This window comes from Pseudomonas sp. PB106 (assembly GCF_009764645.1).
In the GTDB taxonomy this organism is placed as follows: domain Bacteria; phylum Pseudomonadota; class Gammaproteobacteria; order Pseudomonadales; family Pseudomonadaceae; genus Aquipseudomonas.
On sequence record NZ_RWIM01000141.1, the window covers coordinates 1 to 19,221 of the forward strand.

Consider the following 19,221-nt stretch of genomic DNA (forward strand, 5'->3'; position numbering starts at 1 on the left):
CTGCGATCTTTTGATCTTGTTTTTAAGGGCAGGATCAAAAGATCGCAGCCTTCGGCAGCTCCTACATGGATTGTGTTCAGTCGACGAACAGGTCGGGCATCAGGGTTGCGGTGCTGTCGGGTTCAAAGCGGTAGTGATTGAACTCGGTAACGCCGCTCTCCCGCAGTACTTCCTCATCAATCAACAACCGCCCGGTAATCTGCCGGCCGCTGCTATCCAGGATCACATGCGCCGCATCCGCCATGATCGCCGGACTGCGCGCCTGCTTGAACGACTCTCGATTTCCCAGCTGAAACTCAATCGCCGCTGTGGCAATCATCGTCTGCGGCCACAGCGAATTGACGCTGATCCCGTAACTGGCAAACTCTTCACTCATCCCCAGCGTCAGCATGCTCATGCCGTATTTGGTCACGGTATACGGGCTGAACTGCGCAAACCATTTGCTCGCCAGATTCAGCGGCGGCGACAGGTTGAGAATGTGCCCGGCGGACTTCTTCAGATAGGGCAGGGCGGCCTGGCTGCACAGCAGCACCGCGCGGGTGTTGATCTGGTGCATCAGGTCGAAACGTTTGAGTTCGATGTGCTGCACACCGGTCAACTTGATCGCTCCAGCGTTGTTCACCAGCGCATCGATGCCGCCGAAGTGTTCATTAGCCTGCGCGAGCGCTTTGCGCACGGCGTCTTCATCACGCACATCCACCTGCAGGGCCAAGGCCTTGCCGCCCGCCGCTTCGACTTCAGCGGCGACGCTGTGAATGGTGCCGGGCAGTTTGGCGTGAGGTTCGGCGCTCTTCGCCGCAATGACGATATTGGCCCCGTCCCTGGCGGCACGCAGCGCAATCTCACGGCCAATGCCACGGCTGGCGCCGGTGATGAACAGGGTTTTGCCTTGTAACGACATGCCGATGCTCCTGCTTATTGTTATGTGAGCGGAGGGCTCGACAGACAATGTAGACCAAGTCTTTCGGGGCAGAATGGCATCGATCGTTCCCACGCTCCGCGTGGGAATGCAGCCGTCGACGCTCCGCGTCATAGCGGTGTTAAGCATGTCGACAGCGGTGAGGCTGGAACGCGGAGCGTCCCGAGCGGCATTCCCACGCGGAGCGTGGGAACGATCAAGGTCAGGCGGACTCAATTTGCTCGTTCCCACGCTCCGCGTGGGAATGCAGCCCGGGACGCTCTGCGTCCCATCAATACCAGCACTGAACCTTAATCAGCCCCTCTATCCCCGCATAGTCCCTGGCACTCGAATAACGCCAATGTTCCGGCAAGTCCACATATCCGCGTTTCACTGGATTGTCGTGGATATATTCAAGCTTCTGACGCATCACCGATTCGCTGTAGACCATCTCTGCGTGGGAGCCTTCCTGCCACAGCTGGTACACCCGATCCTGCTTATGCGCGCGTTTGCTAAAGCGCAGGCGTTGCAGAGCTTTGTCCGCGCCTTTGCTTTGCAGGTCATCGATAATCTGTCGAGCAGTGAATGATTTGAATTGGCTGAGGCATTTACTCAGGTCGGGCGCCTGAGCGACGAAGTGAAGATGGTTTTCCAGAATCACGTAGCCGTACAGCTTCAAGTCATTGTGGGCCTGTTGATATCGCCAGCCGTTGAGCAGATGGTCGACGATGTAAGGGCGGATGAACAGAGGTAACCACTCCATGATCGTGCAGGTCAGAAAATGCGGTTTGTCAGTTTCGGTAATGGTGTAGCGGCTGCGGCCCATGGGATTCTTCCTTGAATCTTGCGGTGCGACGGGAATGGAACGCGGAGCGTCCCGGGATGCGTTACCACGCAGAGCGTGGGAACGATCAGGGTGAGGCGGGCGAAGAGATCGCGCTAGCAGAGAAGTCTGAAGTGCCGGTGGGAAAAATCATTCCCGACCGAAGATCGTTCCCACGCTCCGCGTGGGAATGCAGCCACTGACGTTCTGCGTCATAGCGGTGTTGAGCGTCTGGGGATGGAACGCGGAGCGTCCCGAGAGGCATTCCCACGCGGAGCGTGGGAACGATCAGTCAGCGTCAGGTCAGGCGGACATGACTTCGCGGATGTCGCGGGCGAGTTCGCGGACGCGTTCTTCTTCGGTGTCCCACGAGCACATGAAGCGTGCGCCGCCCTTGCCGATGAAGGTGTAGAAACGCCAGTTCTTCGCCGTCAGCGCGGCAATGGCCGGTTCCGACAATTGCAGGAATACGCCGTTGGCCTGCACCGGGAACATCAGTTCGACGCCGGGAATGTCGCTGACCAGTTCTGCCAGCAATTGCGCGCAGTGGTTGGCGTGGCGGGCGTATTTCAGCCAGGCGTCGGTTTCGAGGATGCCGACCCACGGTGCCGAGAGGAAGCGCATTTTCGACGCCAACTGCCCGGCCTGTTTGCAGCGATAGTCGAAGTCTTCCGCCAGTTTGTGGTTGAAGAACAGGATCGCTTCACCCACGGCCATGCCGTTTTTCGTGCCGCCGAAGCACAGCACGTCAACACCGGCCTTCCAAGTCAGATCGGCTGGCGAGCAGCCGAGGAACGCGCAGGCGTTGGAGAAACGTGCGCCGTCCATGTGCAGGTGCAGGCCCAGTTCTTTGCAAGTCGCGCTGATGGCGCGAACTTCTTCAGGGGTGTAGACACTGCCGACTTCAGTGGCTTGGGTCAGGGTGACCACGCGCGGTTTCGGGTAGTGGATGTCTTGGCGCTTGAGCGCGACTTCGCGGATCGATTGCGGGGTGATCTTGCCGTTTTCAGTACCGGCGATCAGCAGTTTCGAACCGTTGGAGAAGAATTCCGGAGCGCCGCATTCGTCGGTTTCGACGTGGGCGGTTTCCGAGCAGATCACGCTGTGGTAACTCTGGCACAGCGACGACAGGGCCAGCGAGTTGGCGGCCGTGCCGTTGAAGGCGAAGAATACTTCGCAGTCGGTTTCGAACAGTTTGCGGAAATGGTCGGACGCGCGTGCGGTCCATTCATCGTCGCCGTAAGCGCGCTGGTGGCCGTGGTTGGCCTGTTCCATGGCAGCCCAGGCTTCAGGGCAGATTCCGGAATAGTTGTCGCTGGCGAATTGTTGGCTCTTGTCGGTCATGGCCGGCTTCCGTGGTCGAGACTCTTGTGAAGGCTCGTGGTCAATGATGGTGCGCACTTTACCGAAGATCTTCCGGGGAGCACACGAGATGTCGCTGTCTGAACATTACAAGGACACAGGCCGATTATGCACCTGAGTAAACGCGACGGCGCGCTGGATCTGCTCAAGTGGCTGGCGCTGCTGAGCATGTTGCTCGATCACCTGCGATATGTCGGGTTCTCCGCCGATTGGTTGTATGTGCCGGGACGGCTGGCGTTTCCTTGGTTTTGCCTGGCGATGGCGGCGAATCTTTCCCGTGATGGATCGCGGAAGATGGAATGGCGCTACCTGGGCTGGTTATTGCTGTTCAGTGTGGTGAGTGAAATTCCCTATCGGTTGTACATTCCTGATCCCGACACGCTGAACGTGATGCCGACCCTGGCGCTCGGGTTGCTGGTGGCGCGCGGGTGGCAGGATCCATCGATCATGTCGCGATTGCTGGGCGTTGCTGCGCTGGTGCTGGCGATAGTTTTCCCGGAACGACTGATGTTCGGCTTCTTCGGGGTTCTGCTGCCGCTGGCGATGCTGTGGGTGTTTCGCCTTCCGTGGTACTTCGGTTTGCTGCCGGGTTTGATTTGTCTCGCAGCGAATCAATGGCAGGTGCTGTACGACTCGGCGAGGTTTGGCAGTAGCGTGGCGATCCTTGGCATTGCCACATGTCTGTTTGCGCCAATGCTGGGAATGTTCCTGTTGCGACACGTGCGCCATCTACAGCCAGCGCCGATGCGGCGCTGGGCTTATGCCCTTTATCCCGCGCATTTCCTCCTGTTGCTCGCCATCCGCCAATTGCTCGCATAACCCCTGTAGCTGCCGAAGGCTGCGATCTTTTGATCTTGAAAATCAAAGTCAAAAGATCGCAGCCTTCGGCAGCTCCTACAGGGGGATGCATTCTTTGGGTCATTTCCAGCCATGTCGTAAACGCACCTTTGCGTGGCGCGCGCAGGCATTTGAGCTGTCTGCGCCGGTCATACCATCGGCATCAAAGGGCACTGCCGTGATTGCCAGTGCCTTACCGAGACGAATGGCGCACAGATGCCGCTGGGAGAGACGCGATGTTCAGCAAGCAAGACCAGATCCAGGGTTACGACGATGCACTGCTGGCGGCGATGAATGCCGAGGAGCAACGTCAGGAAGATCACATCGAGCTGATCGCGTCAGAGAACTACACCAGCAAACGCGTGATGGAAGCGCAAGGCAGCGGCCTGACCAACAAATACGCCGAAGGCTATCCGGGCAAGCGCTACTACGGTGGCTGCGAGCACGTCGATAAAGTCGAAGCGCTGGCCATCGAACGCGCCAAGCAGCTGTTCGGCGCCGATTACGCCAACGTCCAGCCGCACTCCGGTTCCTCGGCCAACAGTGCCGTGTACCTGGCGCTGATCCAGCCGGGTGACACCATCCTCGGCATGAGCCTGGCTCATGGCGGTCACCTGACCCACGGCGCGAAAGTGTCGTCCTCGGGCAAGCTCTACAACGCTGTGCAGTACGGCATCAACACCGACACCGGGCTGATCGATTACGACGAAGTTGAGCGTCTCGCCGTCGAATCCAAGCCGAAAATGATCGTCGCCGGTTTCTCCGCTTACTCGAAGACCCTCGACTTCCCACGCTTCCGTCAGATCGCTGACAAGGTTGGCGCGCTGCTGTTCGTCGACATGGCCCATGTTGCCGGTCTGGTCGCTGCCGGTCTGTACCCGAACCCGCTGCCGTACGCCGACGTGGTCACCACCACCACCCACAAAACCCTGCGCGGCCCACGTGGCGGGCTGATTCTGGCCAAGTCCAACGAAGAGATCGAGAAGAAGCTCAACGCTGCCGTGTTCCCCGGCGCTCAGGGCGGCCCGCTGATGCACGTCATCGCCGGTAAAGCCGTGTGCTTCAAGGAAGCGCTGGAGCCAGGCTTCAAGGCGTATCAGCAACAAGTGATCGACAACGCTCAGGCGATGGCCAGCGTGTTTATCAAACGTGGCTACGATGTAGTGTCCGGCGGTACTGACAACCATTTGTTCCTGGTCAGCCTGATCCGTCAGGGCCTGACCGGCAAAGAGGCTGACGCTGCCCTTGGCCGCGCGCACATCACCGTCAACAAGAACGCCGTGCCGAACGACCCGCAATCGCCGTTCGTGACCTCGGGCCTGCGCATCGGCACCCCGGCGGTCACTACGCGCGGTTTCAAAGTGACCCAGTGCGAAGTGTTGGCTGGCTGGATCTGCGACATCCTCGACAACCTCGGTGATGCCGATGTCGAGGCCAATGTTGCCCAGCAAGTGTCGGCCCTGTGCGCAGACTTCCCGGTTTATCGCTGAGTGTTCTGGAGTAACTGACTATGCAACGCTATTCGGGCTTCGGCCTCTTCAAACACTCACTCAGCCACCACGAAAACTGGCAGCGCATGTGGCGCACGCCAACGCCGAAAAAGGTCTACGACGTGGTCATCGTCGGCGGCGGCGGGCACGGTCTGGCGACTGCTTATTACTTGGCGAAAGAACACGGCATCACCAATGTTGCCGTGGTCGAGAAGGGCTGGCTGGGCGGCGGTAACACCGCGCGCAATACCACCATCGTCCGCTCCAACTACCTGTGGGACGAGTCGGCGCACCTTTACGAACACGCGATGAAATTGTGGGAAGGCCTGTCCCAGGATCTGAACTACAACGTGATGTTCTCCCAGCGTGGCGTCTACAACCTGTGCCACACCCTGCAGGACATCCGTGATTCCGAGCGTCGGGTCAGCGCCAACCGCCTCAACGGCGTCGATGGCGAACTGCTCAATGCCAAGCAAGTGGCTGACGAGATTCCGTACCTCGACTGCACGAAAAACACTCGCTACCCGGTGATGGGCGCAACTGTTCAGCGTCGCGGCGGCGTCGCCCGTCACGATGCCGTGGCCTGGGGCTTTGCCCGTGCCGCCGACGCCCTCGGTGTGGACTTGATCCAGCAGACCGAAGTGATCGGTTTCCGCAAGGAAAACGGCGTGTGCATCGGTGTTGAAACCAACAAGGGTTTCATCGGCGCCAAGCGCGTCGGCGTGGTAACTGCCGGTAACTCCGGGCACATGGCCAAGCTCGCCGGGTTCCGTCTGCCGATCGAATCCCATCCGCTGCAAGCGCTGGTGTCCGAGCCGATCAAGCCGATTATCGACAGCGTGATCATGTCCAACGCCGTGCACGGTTACATCAGCCAGTCCGACAAGGGCGACCTGGTGATCGGCGCCGGTATCGACGGCTACAACGGCTACGGCCAGCGCGGTTCGTACCCGGTGATCGAACACACCATTCAGGCCATCGTCGAGATGTTCCCGGTGCTGTCCCGCGTCCGCATGAACCGCCAGTGGGGCGGCATCGTCGACACCACCCCGGACGCGTGCCCGATCATTTCGAAAACCCCGGTCCCTAACATGTTCTTCAACTGCGGTTGGGGCACCGGTGGTTTCAAAGCGACTCCTGGCTCGGGCAACGTGTTTGCCGCGAGTCTGGCCAAGGGTGAAATGCACCCGTTGGCCGCACCTTTCTCCATCGACCGTTTCCACAACGGTGCGTTGATCGATGAACACGGCGCTGCTGCGGTTGCCCACTAACAGGAGAAATCCCCATGTTGCATATCTTCTGTCCTCACTGCGGCGAACTGCGCTCCGAAGAGGAATTTCACGCATCCGGTCAGGCGCACATTCCGCGCCCGCTCGATCCTGCCAGCTGCACTGATGAAGAGTGGGGCGACTACATGTTCTTCCGCGACAACCCGCGCGGTCTGCACCACGAGTTGTGGGATCACGTCGCCGGTTGCCGTCAGTACTTCAACGTCACCCGCGACACCGTGACCTACGAGATTCTCGAAACCTACAAGATCGGCACCAAGCCGCAATTCACCGACAAGGCTGATACGGCGAAAACAGCCACGCCGGCGCTGGGAGAGAAGGTATGAGCCAGACCAATCGCCTGTCCAACGGTGGACGGATCGACCGCAACAAAGTGCTGAGCTTCACCTTCAACGGTCAGAGCTACAAAGGCTTCGAGGGTGACTCGCTGGCCGCCGCGCTGATCGCCAACGGCGTCGACATCATTGGCCGCAGCTTCAAGTATTCGCGTCCTCGCGGGATCTTCGCCGCCGGTGCCGAAGAGCCGAACGCGGTGCTGCAGATCGGTGCCACCGAAGCTACCCAGATCCCCAACGTACGCGCCACGCAACAGGCGCTGTATCAAGGTCTGGTCGCCACCAGCACCAACGGCTGGCCGAGCGTCAACAACGACATGATGGGCATTCTCGGCAAGGTCGGCGGCAAGCTGATGCCGCCGGGTTTCTACTACAAAACCTTCATGTACCCGCAATCGTTCTGGATGACGTACGAGAAGTACATTCGCAAGGCTGCCGGTCTTGGGCGTTCGCCGACCGAAGTCGATCCGGACACCTACGACTACATGAACCAGCACTGCGACGTGCTGATCGTCGGCGCTGGCCCCGCCGGTCTGGCGGCTGCGTTGGCCGCTGCGCGCAGCGGTGCCCGAGTGATTCTTGCCGATGAGCAGGAAGAGTTCGGCGGCAGCCTGCTCGACTCCCGCGAAAGCCTCGACGGCAAACCGGCGATGGATTGGGTTGCCAGCGTCATCACCGAACTGAAGAACACCCCGGACGTGCTGCTGTTGCCGCGCGCCACGGTCAACGGTTACCACGACCATAACTTCCTGACCATTCACGAGCGCCTCACCGATCACCTCGGTGACCGTGCGCCGATTGGCCAGGTGCGTCAGCGTATCCACCGTGTTCGCGCCAAGCGAGTGGTGCTGGCGACCGGCGCTTGCGAACGTCCGCTGGTTTACGGCAACAACGACGTGCCGGGCAACATGCTCGCTGGTGCGGTGTCGACTTACGTGCGTCGCTACGGTGTGGCACCGGGCAAGAAGCTTGTCCTCAGCACCAACAACGATCATGCCTATCGCGTGGCGCTGGATTGGCTCGATGCCAGTCTGCAAGTGGTCGCCATCGCTGATGCGCGCAGCAATCCGCGTGGGGCACTGGTGGAAGAAGCCCGCGCCAAAGGCATTCGTATCCTCACTGGCAGCGCCGTCATCGAGGCCCGTGGCAGCAAACGCGTTACCGCTGCTCGCGTCGCTGCGATTGATGTCAAAGCGCACGCGGTGACCAGCCCGGGCGAATGGCTCGACTGCGATGTGGTCGCCAGTTCCGGCGGTTACAGCCCGGTCGTTCACTTGGCCTCGCACCTCGGTGGCAAGCCGACCTGGCGTGAAGACATCCTCGGTTTCGTACCGGGCGAAGCACCGCAGAAGCGCGTGTGCGTCGGTGGCATCAACGGCGTTTACGGCCTCGGCGATTCGCTGGCTGACGGTTTTGAAGGCGGCGTGCGCGCCGCCGCCGAAGCCGGTTTCCAGACTGTCGAAGGCGTGCTGCCGAAAGCCCTGAGCCGTCACGAAGAGCCGACGCTGGCGCTGTTCCAGGTGCCGCATGAAAAGAACAGCGCACGGGCGCCGAAGCAATTCGTCGACCTGCAAAACGACGTGACCGCTGCCGCCATTGAGCTGGCAACCCGCGAAGGTTTCGAGTCGGTCGAGCACGTCAAACGCTACACCGCGCTGGGCTTCGGCACCGATCAGGGCAAGCTTGGCAACGTCAACGGTCTGGCCATTGCGGCCCGCTCGCTGAACGTGACCATTCCGCAGATGGGCACCACGATGTTCCGTCCGAACTACACGCCGGTCACCTTCGGTGCTGTGGCCGGTCGTCACTGTGGGCACATCTTCGAGCCGGTTCGTCACACCGCGCTGCATGCCTGGCATGTGAAGAACGGCGCCGAGTTTGAAGACGTCGGCCAGTGGAAGCGCCCATGGTACTTCCCGAAAAACGGTGAAGACCTGCATGCCGCCGTGAAGCGTGAATGCAAAGCCGTGCGCGACAGCGTCGGCCTGCTCGACGCCTCGACCCTCGGCAAGATCGACATTCAAGGCCCGGATGCCCGCGAGTTTCTCAACCGCGTGTACACCAACGCCTGGACCAAACTCGACGTGGGCAAGGCCCGCTACGGTTTGATGTGCAAAGAAGACGGCATGGTCTTCGACGACGGTGTGACGGCGTGTCTGGCCGACAACCATTTCGTCATGACCACCACCACCGGCGGCGCGGCTCGCGTGCTGCAATGGCTGGAGCTGTACCACCAGACCGAATGGCCGGACATGAAGGTTTACTTCACCTCCGTCACCGACCACTGGGCGACCATGACCCTGTCCGGGCCGAACAGCCGCAAGCTGCTCAGCGCCGTGACTGACATTGATCTGAGCAACGAAGCGTTCCCGTTCATGACCTGGAAAGAAGGTCTGGTCGGCGGTGTGCCGGCGCGGGTGTTCCGCATCTCGTTCACCGGTGAGCTGTCGTACGAAGTCAACGTGCAGGCCGACTACGCGATGGGCGTGCTGGAGAAAATCGTCGAGGCCGGCAAGCAGTACAACCTGACCCCGTACGGCACTGAAACCATGCACGTTCTGCGCGCCGAGAAGGGTTTCATCATTGTCGGCCAGGACACTGACGGCTCGATGACCCCGGACGACCTGAACATGGGCTGGTGCGTAGGTCGCACCAAACCGTTCTCGTGGATCGGCCAGCGTGGGATGAACCGTGAAGACTGCGTGAAGGATCAGCGTAAGCAACTGGTCGGTCTGAAGCCGATCGATCCGAACGTGTGGCTGCCGGAAGGTGCGCAGTTGGTGTTCAACACCAAGCAGGCGATTCCGATGACCATGGTCGGCCACGTGACTTCCAGCTACGCGCACAACTCCCTCGGTTATTCGTTTGCCATGGGCGTGGTCAAGGGTGGTCTGAAGCGCCTCGGTGAGCGGGTGTTTGCACCGCTGGCCGATGGCAGCGTGATCGAGGCGGAAATCGTTTCTTCGGTGTTCTTCGATCCGAAGGGTGATCGGCAGAATATTTGACACTCATCGTTCCCACGCTCTGCGTGGGAATGCATCCCGGGACGCTCTGCGTCCCAAGAGCGTCCATGGCGGCATTCCCACGCAGAGCGTGGGAACGATCAAGAATTCAGGAAGGTGCTTTATGACCACAGCCAATGTTTACCAACAACGCCCGACCACCGGGGCCAAGGCCGAGTCGTCGCTGCACCATGCCGACCTCGCCAGCCTGGTCGGCAAGGGTCGCAAGAACGCCGGCGTGATCGTGCGTGAAAAGAAACTTCTCGGCCACCTCACCATCCGTGGCGATGGCCACGATGCCGCGTTCGCCGCTGGCGTACACAAGGCCTTGGGCATCGAACTGCCCGGCGCCCTCAGCGTCATCGTCAAAGGCGAAACCAGCCTGCAATGGATGGGCCCGGACGAATGGCTGCTGATCGTGCCAAGCGGTGAAGAGCTCGCCGCCGAACAGAAGCTGCGTGAAGCGCTGGGTGATCTGCACATCGCAATCGTCAACGTCAGCGGCGGTCAGCAAGTGCTCGAACTGAGCGGGCCGAACGTGCGTCAGGTGCTGATGAAATCCACCAGTTACGACGTTCACCCGAACAGTTTCCCGGTCGGCAAAGCGGTCGGCACGGTGTTCGCCAAGTCGCAGTTGATGATTCGTCATACCGCAGAAGACACCTGGGAACTGCTGATCCGTCGCAGCTTCTCGGATTACTGGTGGTTGTGGTTGCAGGATGCTTCGGCTGAGTACGGGTTGAGCGTTCAGGCCTGATGGATGATCGTTCCCACGTCGAGGCGTCGAACCGTCTGCGTGGGAACGCATCTCGGGACGCTCCGCGTCCCAAAAGCGGACGCAGAGCGTCCATGGCGGCATTCCCACGCAGAGCGTGGGAACGATCAGAGGAAAAAATATGAGCCGCGCCCCAGACACATGGATTCTGACCGCCGACTGCCCCAGCGTCCTCGGCACCGTGGACGCGGTCACGCGTTTTCTGTTCGAGCAGGGCTGCTACGTGACCGAGCACCACTCGTTCGATGACCGCCTCTCGGGGCGTTTCTTCATTCGCGTGGAGTTCCGTCAGCCCGACGGTTTCGACGAGCAATCCTTCCGCGCCGGCCTCGCCGAACGTGGCGAGGCCTTCGGCATGATCTTCGAACTGACTGCGCCGAACTACCGGCCAAAAGTGGTGATCATGGTCTCCAAGGCTGATCACTGCCTCAACGATTTGCTCTACCGCCAGCGCATTGGCCAGTTGTCGATGGACGTGGCGGCGGTGGTCTCCAACCACCCCGATCTCAAACCGCTGGCCGACTGGCACCAGATTCCCTACTACCATTTCCCCCTCGACCCCAACGACAAGCCGTCGCAGGAGCGTCAGGTGTGGCAGGTGATTGAAGAGTCCGGCGCCGAACTGGTGATTCTCGCCCGCTACATGCAGGTGCTGTCACCGGAGTTGTGCCGCAAGCTCGATGGCAAGGCGATCAATATTCATCACTCGTTGCTGCCGGGTTTCAAGGGCGCCAAGCCGTATCACCAGGCTTATAACAAGGGCGTGAAACTGGTCGGCGCGACGGCGCATTACATCAATAACGATCTCGACGAAGGGCCGATCATTGCCCAGGGCGTCGAAGCGGTGGATCACACTCATTACCCTGAGGATCTGATTGCCAAGGGGCGCGATATCGAAGGCCTGACGTTGGCGCGGGCGGTGGGGTATCACATTGAGCGCAGGGTGTTTCTCAACGCCAATCGCACGGTCGTTCTTTAGATCGCCATCGCTGGCAAGCCAGCTCCCACAGGATTCGGGTTGGATTCAGATTTTGTATACGACACAAATCCCTGTGGGAGCTGGCTTGCCAGCGAAGAGGCCATAACAGGCAACACATAAACAGCATCTGTACCCGAGCATTCAACGCGCTGCCTGCCTGGGCAACGCGGTTCCATAAAAACAACAGCGAGGTGAAAGCATGTCTGGCAATCGTGGTGTGGTGTATCTCGGCGCTGGCAAGGTCGAAGTACAGAAAATCGACTATCCGAAAATGCAGGACCCGCGCGGCAGGAAGATTGAACACGGTGTGATCCTGCGTGTGGTCTCCACCAACATCTGCGGCTCCGACCAACACATGGTGCGTGGCCGTACCACGGCGCAGACCGGGCTGGTGCTGGGCCACGAGATCACCGGTGAGGTGATCGAAAAAGGCTCCGACGTCGAAAACCTGAAAATCGGCGACCTGGTTTCCGTACCGTTCAACGTGGCTTGCGGGCGCTGCCGTTCCTGCAAAGAGCAACACACCGGCGTCTGTCTGACCGTCAACCCGGCTCGTGCCGGCGGCGCTTACGGCTACGTCGACATGGGCGACTGGACCGGCGGCCAGGCCGAATACGTGCTGGTGCCGTACGCCGACTTCAACCTGCTGAAACTGCCGGACCGGGACAAGGCCATGGAGAAAATCCGTGACCTGACCTGCCTCTCCGACATTCTGCCCACCGGTTACCACGGCGCCGTTACTGCTGGCGTAGGCCCGGGCAGCACCGTTTACATCGCGGGCGCCGGCCCGGTCGGTCTGGCCGCTGCCGCTTCAGCGCGTCTGCTGGGTGCGGCGGTGGTGATCATCGGCGACGTCAACACCATCCGCCTCGCTCACGCCAAGGCTCAGGGTTTTGAAATCGTCGACCTGTCGAAAGACGCGCCGCTGCACGAACAAATCGCTGCGTTGCTGGGCGAGCCCGAAGTGGATTGCGCGGTGGACTGCGTCGGTTTCGAAGCCCGCGGTCACGGCCATGACGGCGCCAAATCGGAAGCACCGGCCACCGTGCTCAACTCGCTGATGGGCGTGGTGCGTGTTGCCGGCAAGATCGGTATTCCGGGCCTGTACGTCACCGAAGATCCGGGCGCCGTCGACGCCGCCGCGAAAATGGGCAGCCTGAGCATCCGCTTCGGTCTGGGCTGGGCCAAGTCGCACAGCTTCCACACTGGCCAGACGCCAGTGATGAAGTACAACCGCCAACTGATGCAGGCGATCATGTGGGATCGCATCAACATCGCCGAAGTGGTCGGCGTGCAAGTGATCAGCCTCGATCAGGCGCCGGAAGGTTACGGCGAGTTCGATGCGGGCGTGCCGAAGAAGTTTGTGATTGATCCGCATAAGTTGTTTAGTGCGGCGTAAGTAAAAAAGGGCGACTTTCGGGTCGCCTTTTTTAGATCAAAAGATCGCAGCCTTCGGCAGCTCCTACATGGATCCGTGTAGGAGCTGCCGCAGGCTGCGATCTTTTGACTTTATGCACTCAGAGCGCCGCCAACGCCCCTTGATACAGCACCGGCCCCGTCGGCTGTCCAGTCGGCGAACCACCCTTCGGCTCCAGACTCACCGCCAGCGCAATCGGCTGACCAATCAACACCCTCTGCGCCTCGCTCAACTCGACTTTACCCTTGCCCCCCACCGGGATCACACCCAGCGAGATCGGTTTGCCATCCGCCGGAATCGCCCACAGCTCCAGGCTACGATCTGAATCGACTGCCGCCAGTGTCAGCGGCTCGACTTGCAGATAATCCGCATGCGCTTCGACCTTCAGCGCCGGTTGCGCATCGGCGGTCAGTAGGGTGGCGCGGTAGCGGGCGTCGTCGCGGTTGTACAGCGAGCCGAGGAACACCAGCACGGCGAGGGAGCAGACCGCTGCGGTGAGTCGCAGCCAGTTCCAGAACGGCCGTTTCTGCGGGACGTGCAGCACTTGCGGTTCGATGCGCGCGGTGATGCCTTGCCAGACGCGGTCGGGCACTGGATGTTCCGGCAGCGTTTCAGTTAAAGAACTCAGGCTTTCCTGCCATTGCGCCAGTTCAGCCCTCAACGCCGCGTCATCCAGCAACAACTGTTCAAACCGTCGACGCGCCGCCGCCGACATCAGGCCGATGGCGTAATCGGCGGCGAGGGCGCGGCGCAGGGCAGGGGTCTGGTAATTCATGATTCAAGGCACCGGCGCAGGCGTTCCATACCCCGACGGATCCACGATTTCACCGTCCCCAGCGGCGTGGCCAGGTGTTCGGCAAGTTCGGTGCAGGACAATCCCTGAAAGTAAGCCACGGTGATCGATTGCCGCTGCATGCTTTCCAGGGTTTCCAGGCAACGGTTCAGGGCCGTGGCCTCACGGGCGCTGTTCAACTGGTCATGGGCTGACGGGCTTTGGTCCGGCAAGGCGTCTTGTTCGAGGTCGGTCAGCGCCCGGTCGCGGTGCTTGCGCAACTGATCGATGGCTTGATTGCGGGTGATGTTGATCATCCAGGTCAGTGGCGCCGACAGATGCGCCTCGTAGCGCGAGGCGTTGTTCCAGATGCGCACGAAGGCTTCCTGCAGCACTTCTTCGGCGAGATCCGTGCGCCCCATGAAGCGCAAGGCCACGCCATGCAGACGCGGGCCAACGAGGCGATAGAGAATTTCGAAGGCACGACGATCACCCAGTGAACACTGGGCCAACAGCTGTCGCAACTGATCGGTGTCGGCGGTGGAAATGACGACTCTCCAGACAAGGCTGAGCGCACGAGGGCGAGACTCGGAATGTTCACAGGCTAGTTCAGCGATAGCGGTTGTGCCATTCATCGCGGCAATCTCAGGGTTTCACGATTCATATACGTGGGTATGATGAAAATGGATGCGCAGGCGAGGAACATGCCTGCGCGTACCCGGTCAAACCGGCAGTTTTATCGTCTATCGACGGACGGTTTTCACAGCGCAAGAGGATGTCTGAATGAAGATTTCACGCGGTATTGCCATGGCTTCGCTGATGACCCTTGCGGCCAGCCCGGTGTTTGCCGGTTTCAGCCTGGACGACGTAACCAAGGCTGCTTCGAGCATGCAGGGCGGCAACGCTGCCACCGCCGCAGCGCCGACTTCGGAAACCGCCGGTCTGCTGCAGGCCGTCACCGGTCTGGGTGTGACCCCGCAACAAGCGGTCGGCGGCACCAGCGCCATGCTCGGACTGGCCAAGAACCAATTGAGCAGCACCGATTATTCGCAACTGGCCAAAGAAGTACCGGGCATCGACAAGCTGTCGGGCGGTAGCGGCAATCTGGCGGCGTTGAGCGGGTTGCTTGGCTCGTCGGGCAAATCGGCTGGCCTGGAAAACGCACTGGGCAACGTCAAGAACACCAGCGACCTGAACAACGCTTTCGGCGCGTTGGGCATGGACAGCGGCATGGTCGGCCAGTTTGCCCCGGTGCTGCTCAAGTATCTGGGTGACCAAGGCGTCGGCGGCCCGCTGCTGCAAAGCCTGGGCAGCATCTGGGGCACCGGCACCGGTAGCTGATTCAGCGGCGCTCGCCGCGCAGCTCGGCGATGCGCTGATCCTTCTCGTTCCAGAGCTGGTTGACCCAGCTCTGGACCGATTGCCGAAACAGCGGATCATTCTCGTAATCGCCTTGCCACAACGCCGGGTCGAGTTCGCGGGTCTTGATGTCAATGATCACGCGGGGCACGTTGCCGCAGATCAAATCCCAGAAGCCCGGAATTGTCGCCTGTGGATAAACCACGGTGACATCGAGAATCGCGTCCAGCTGTTCACCCATCGCCGCCAATACGAACGCCACGCCGCCGGCCTTGGGCTTGAGCAGGTGATTGAACGGTGATTGTTGCTCGGTACTTTTGGCGGCGGTGTAGCGCGTACCTTCCAGATAATTCACCACGGTCACGGGCTGACGCTTGAACAGCTCGCAGGCCTGCTTGGTGATTTCCAGATCCTTGCCCGCCAGCTCCGGATTCTTCGCCAGGAATGCCTTGGTGTAGCGCTTCATGAACGGGTAATCCAGCGCCCACCACGCCAGCCCGAGGAACGGCACCCAGATCAGCTCTTTCTTGAGGAAGAACTTGAAGAACGGCGTGCGTCGGTTGAGTGTCTGGATCAGCGCCGGAATATCGACCCACGACTGATGATTGCTGACCACCAGATACGAGGTGTCGCCACGCAGATCATCGCCGCCGCGAATGTCCCATTGAGTGGGAATGCACAGGCGGAAAATCAGTTTGTCGATTTCGGCCCAGGTCTCGGCGATCCACATCACCGCCCCCGATGCATAGTCGCGCCAGCGGCCCGGGGCGACCAGTTTGAGCAGGGCAAAGACCATCAACGGCCCGATCAGGATCAGGGTGTTGAGCAACAGCAGCAAGGTGACGAAACAGCCGGTGAGCAGGCGGCGCATAGGCAACTCTTTGAAATCGGGTGGGCGGGCCATGATAAGCAGCTTCGCGCGGCAGGCCAAATCGGTGGTGACGAATGTTTCACTTTAGTCGCGTTAACCTGATCGTTCCCACGCTCTGCGTGGGAACGCCGCCCGGGACGCTCCGCGTCCCTGTGACGCAGAGCGTCACTGGATGCATGCCCACGCAGAGCGTGGGAACGATCAAGCGCGCGACGGTCTAAAATCCCAGTCTGCCGCCCTCATTTTCCAAGGAAGCCCCCTTACGTGAAATTCCTCCTTGCACTGTTTGCCCTCGTCGCCCTGCCGGTCATGGCCGCCGAGCCGACCCTGTACGGGCGCTACGAATACATCGCGCTGCCGGAAATCGGCGGTGAAGTGCTCAAGGCCAAGATGGACACCGGCGCACTGACCGCCTCGCTGTCGGCCAAGGACATCGAAACCTTCACCCGCGATGGCGACGACTGGGTGCGTTTCCGCCTCGCCACCAAAGACGCCAGCAACAAGGTCTACGAACACAAGGTCGCGCGGATCAGCAAGATCAAGAGCCGTTCGGATGAAGAGGATGAGGGCGAAAGCACCGAAGTCGCCAGACGCCCGGTGGTCGATCTCGAGCTGTGCCTGGGCAACGTCAAGCGTACCGTTGAGGTCAACCTGACCGACCGCAGCAACTTCAATTACCCGCTGCTGATCGGTGCCAAAGCTTTGCGTGAATTTGGCGCTGCAGTGAACCCGGCTCGTCGCTTTACCGCAGACAAACCGGACTGCTGAGCCAAGTGGTCTCATTGACGTAACGTCAGGCTTGGGGCACCGTTCGCGCACTCAACCACGGGCTCGGACGCCATGCCTCATATCCTGATTGTCGAAGACGAAGCGGCGATTGCCGACACGCTGATTTTTGCCTTGCAGGGCGAGGGCTTCGCCACCACGTGGCTGAGCCTCGGCGCGGCGGCGCTGGACCATCAGCGGCAGACGCCGGCCGACCTGATCATCCTCGACATCGGCCTGCCGGACATTAGTGGTTTTGAAACCTGCAAACAGCTGCGGCGCTTCAGCGAAGTGCCGGTGCTGTTCCTCAGCGCCCGCGATGCCGAGATCGATCGCGTGGTCGGGCTGGAGATTGGCGCCGACGACTACGTGGTCAAGCCGTTCAGCCCTCGAGAGGTGGCGGCGCGGGTCAAAGCCATCCTCAAACGCATCGCGCCAAGGCCTGCCATCGACATCGCTTCGGCGCTGTTTCGTATCGATCCTGAACGCGTGCAGATCAGCTACCGAGGCCAGAACCTGAGCCTGACCCGCCATGAATTTCGCCTGCTGCAATGCCTGCTCGAACAACCCGAGCGAGTGTTCAGTCGCGAACAGTTGCTCGACGCGTTGGGCGTGGCAGCCGATGCCGGTTACGAGCGCAGTATCGACAGCCACATCAAAAGCGTGCGCGCCAAGTTGCGTCTTGTGCGAGCCGATGCCGAGCCGATCCAGACCCATCGCGGCCTCGGTTACAGCTACAGCCCGGGGCACAGCTGATGTCCCTGGGGCTGCGGATTTTCCTGGTGTACGTGCTGTTTATCGGCCTGACCGGTTATTTCGTGCTCAACACGGTGATGGAAGAAATCCGTCCCGGCGTGCGCCAGTCCACCGAAGAAACCCTCGTCGATACCGCTAATTTGATGGCGGAAATCCTGCGGGACGATTTCAAGGCCGGCACCCTCAGCGAGAACCGCTGGCCGGAGTTGCTGCGCGCCTATGGCGAGCGCCAGCCGCAAGCGACCATTTGGGGCCTGCCGAAAAATCAGGTCAACCACCGCATTTATGTGACCGACGCCAAAGGCATCGTCGTGCTCGATTCCAGTGGCGTCGCGGTGGGTCAGGATTACTCGCGCTGGAACGACGTCTACCTGACCCTGCGCGGTGAGTACGGCGCACGCTCGACTCGCAGCGATCCGGATGACGCCACTTCGTCGGTGATGCACGTCGGCGCGCCGATCCGCGACAACGGCCAGATCATCGGCGTGGTTACCGTGGCCAAGCCCAACAGCTCATTGCAGCCCTACGTTGATCGCACGGAAAAACGCCTGCTGTTTTACGGCGCCGGGTTGATTGGCCTCGGCCTGTTGTTTGGTGCGTTGCTGTCATGGTGGCTGAGCCGGGCGCTGCACCGGTTGACCGGTTATGCCCAGGCCGTGAGCGAAGGCCGGCGGGTGGAAGTGCCGCACTATCGCGGTGGTGAGCTGGAACAACTGGCTAGCGCTGTGGAACAGATGCGCACACAACTGGAAGGCAAGGCCTACGTCGAGCGTTACGTGCACACGCTGACCCACGAACTGAAGAGCCCGCTGGCGGCGATTCGAGGCGCAGCGGAGTTGCTGCAAGGGGACATGCCGCCGGTTCAGCGTCTGCGGTTTGTCGGCAACATCGACAGCGAAAGTGCGCGGATGCAGCAGTTGATCGAGCGCTTGCTGAATCTGGCGCAAGTCGAACAACGTCAAGGATTGGAGGAACGGGTCGCCGTGCCGTTGGCCGTGTTGGTCGATGAGTTATTGCAGGGGCAGGCGGCGCGGATCGAAGGCAAGCAGTTGCGGGTTGAACAGGTGATCGCGGCGGATCTACTGCTGATCGGCGAGCCGTTTTTGCTGCGTCAGGCATTGGGCAATCTGTTGGAGAACGCACTGGATTTCACCCCGCGTCAGGGCTTGCTGCGGTTCAGTGCCCAGCGTGACGAGGAGCAGATTGTTTGCCGATTGTTCAATGAAACCGCACCGATTCCCGATTACGCCTTGCCGCGTTTGACCGAGCGCTTTTACTCGCTACCGCGTCCGGACAGTGGGCGCAAAAGTACGGGGTTGGGGCTTAACTTCGTTGAAGAAGTGGTCAAGTTGCATGGTGGGGCGATGCAGATTCGTAATGTCGAAAACGGGGTTGAAGTGATGTTGCGTTTGCCCTGACTACGTCAAAAGATCGCAGCCTTCGGCAGCTCCTACATTGGGTTGCGGGCCCCTGTAGGAGCTGCCGAAGGCT

18 protein-coding genes are annotated in these 19,221 nt (G+C 60.6%); 12 read left to right on the top strand and 6 right to left on the bottom strand.

Going from position 1 to position 19,221, the window contains the following annotated elements; genetic code table 11:
* Positions 1 to 76: 76 nt before the first annotated feature.
* From EJA71_RS19050 to EJA71_RS19060, 3 genes are all read right to left on the bottom strand, one after another.
* A complete protein-coding gene (locus EJA71_RS19050) occupies positions 77 to 901 on the bottom strand; it encodes an NAD(P)-dependent oxidoreductase (RefSeq protein WP_158959186.1) in 825 nt (274 codons plus the stop codon).
* 289 nt (positions 902 to 1,190) lie between these two features.
* Positions 1,191 to 1,724 carry a transposase gene (locus tag EJA71_RS19055; protein ID WP_158959187.1) on the bottom strand — a complete coding sequence of 178 codons (534 nt, stop codon included), beginning with the start codon at positions 1,722 to 1,724 and terminating at the stop codon, positions 1,191 to 1,193.
* 300 nt (positions 1,725 to 2,024) lie between these two features.
* Positions 2,025 to 3,065, bottom strand: a complete 1,041-nt coding sequence (locus EJA71_RS19060; protein ID WP_064119210.1) for a low specificity L-threonine aldolase — start codon at positions 3,063 to 3,065, stop codon at positions 2,025 to 2,027.
* 126 nt (positions 3,066 to 3,191) lie between these two features.
* Between EJA71_RS19060 and EJA71_RS19065 the strand changes: the two genes are divergently transcribed.
* The 8 genes from EJA71_RS19065 (at position 3,192) to fdhA (ending at position 13,189) form a co-directional block, all read left to right on the top strand.
* Positions 3,192 to 3,902: a TraX family protein gene (locus EJA71_RS19065; RefSeq protein WP_158959188.1), complete on the top strand. Its 711-nt coding sequence runs from the start codon at positions 3,192 to 3,194 to the stop codon at positions 3,900 to 3,902.
* A gap of 254 nt (positions 3,903 to 4,156) precedes the next feature.
* A complete protein-coding gene (gene glyA / locus EJA71_RS19070; RefSeq protein WP_158959189.1) occupies positions 4,157 to 5,410 on the top strand; it encodes a serine hydroxymethyltransferase in 1,254 nt (417 codons plus the stop codon).
* Positions 5,411 to 5,430: 20 nt separating this feature from the next.
* On the top strand, positions 5,431 to 6,681 hold the full coding sequence (locus EJA71_RS19075) for a sarcosine oxidase subunit beta (RefSeq protein WP_129395820.1): 1,251 nt from the start codon (positions 5,431 to 5,433) through the stop codon (positions 6,679 to 6,681).
* A gap of 14 nt (positions 6,682 to 6,695) precedes the next feature.
* On the top strand, positions 6,696 to 7,025 hold the full coding sequence (locus EJA71_RS19080) for a sarcosine oxidase subunit delta (RefSeq protein ID WP_158959190.1): 330 nt from the start codon (positions 6,696 to 6,698) through the stop codon (positions 7,023 to 7,025).
* Positions 7,022 to 10,039, top strand: coding sequence for a sarcosine oxidase subunit alpha (locus tag EJA71_RS19085; RefSeq protein WP_158959191.1), 3,018 nt, complete (start codon positions 7,022 to 7,024; stop codon positions 10,037 to 10,039). The genes EJA71_RS19080 and EJA71_RS19085 overlap by 4 nt, the downstream gene beginning before the upstream one ends.
* A 121-nt stretch (positions 10,040 to 10,160) precedes the next feature.
* Positions 10,161 to 10,793: a sarcosine oxidase subunit gamma gene (locus tag EJA71_RS19090; RefSeq protein ID WP_158959192.1), complete on the top strand. Its 633-nt coding sequence runs from the start codon at positions 10,161 to 10,163 to the stop codon at positions 10,791 to 10,793.
* Between the two features lie 139 nt (positions 10,794 to 10,932).
* Complete coding sequence (purU, locus tag EJA71_RS19095; protein WP_158959193.1) at positions 10,933 to 11,790, top strand: formyltetrahydrofolate deformylase; 858 nt, start codon at positions 10,933 to 10,935, stop codon at positions 11,788 to 11,790.
* A gap of 199 nt (positions 11,791 to 11,989) precedes the next feature.
* Positions 11,990 to 13,189 carry a formaldehyde dehydrogenase, glutathione-independent gene (gene fdhA / locus EJA71_RS19100; protein ID WP_158959194.1) on the top strand — a complete coding sequence of 400 codons (1,200 nt, stop codon included), beginning with the start codon at positions 11,990 to 11,992 and terminating at the stop codon, positions 13,187 to 13,189.
* A gap of 118 nt (positions 13,190 to 13,307) precedes the next feature.
* Here the strand turns inward: fdhA and EJA71_RS19105 are convergent, their stop codons facing one another.
* Complete coding sequence (locus tag EJA71_RS19105) at positions 13,308 to 13,982, bottom strand: anti-sigma factor domain-containing protein (RefSeq protein WP_158959195.1); 675 nt, start codon at positions 13,980 to 13,982, stop codon at positions 13,308 to 13,310.
* Positions 13,979 to 14,614 (bottom strand): sigma-70 family RNA polymerase sigma factor, encoded by a 636-nt coding sequence (locus EJA71_RS19110; protein WP_158959196.1) that lies wholly within the window; start codon positions 14,612 to 14,614, stop codon positions 13,979 to 13,981. The genes EJA71_RS19105 and EJA71_RS19110 overlap by 4 nt, the downstream gene beginning before the upstream one ends.
* Before the next feature lie 148 nt (positions 14,615 to 14,762).
* Here EJA71_RS19110 and EJA71_RS19115 point away from each other — a divergent pair, with 148 nt between their 5' ends.
* Positions 14,763 to 15,320: a DUF2780 domain-containing protein gene (locus tag EJA71_RS19115; RefSeq protein ID WP_122594765.1), complete on the top strand. Its 558-nt coding sequence runs from the start codon at positions 14,763 to 14,765 to the stop codon at positions 15,318 to 15,320.
* Position 15,321: 1 nt separating this feature from the next.
* Here the strand turns inward: EJA71_RS19115 and EJA71_RS19120 are convergent, their stop codons facing one another.
* On the bottom strand, positions 15,322 to 16,209 hold the full coding sequence (locus tag EJA71_RS19120; protein ID WP_158959197.1) for an acyltransferase: 888 nt from the start codon (positions 16,207 to 16,209) through the stop codon (positions 15,322 to 15,324).
* A 264-nt stretch (positions 16,210 to 16,473) separates the two neighbouring features.
* Between EJA71_RS19120 and EJA71_RS19125 the strand changes: the two genes are divergently transcribed.
* From EJA71_RS19125 to creC, 3 genes are all read left to right on the top strand, one after another.
* A complete protein-coding gene (locus tag EJA71_RS19125) occupies positions 16,474 to 16,977 on the top strand; it encodes an ATP-dependent zinc protease (RefSeq protein WP_158959198.1) in 504 nt (167 codons plus the stop codon).
* Positions 16,978 to 17,049: 72 nt separating this feature from the next.
* Positions 17,050 to 17,730 (top strand): two-component system response regulator CreB, encoded by a 681-nt coding sequence (gene creB / locus EJA71_RS19130; protein WP_158959199.1) that lies wholly within the window; start codon positions 17,050 to 17,052, stop codon positions 17,728 to 17,730.
* The gene (gene creC / locus EJA71_RS19135; RefSeq protein ID WP_158959200.1) at positions 17,730 to 19,148 is read left to right on the top strand and encodes a two-component system sensor histidine kinase CreC; all 1,419 of its coding nucleotides are present in this window, start codon (positions 17,730 to 17,732) and stop codon (positions 19,146 to 19,148) included. Before creB ends, creC begins: the two co-directional genes overlap by 1 nt.
* Positions 19,149 to 19,221: the final 73 nt, after the last annotated feature.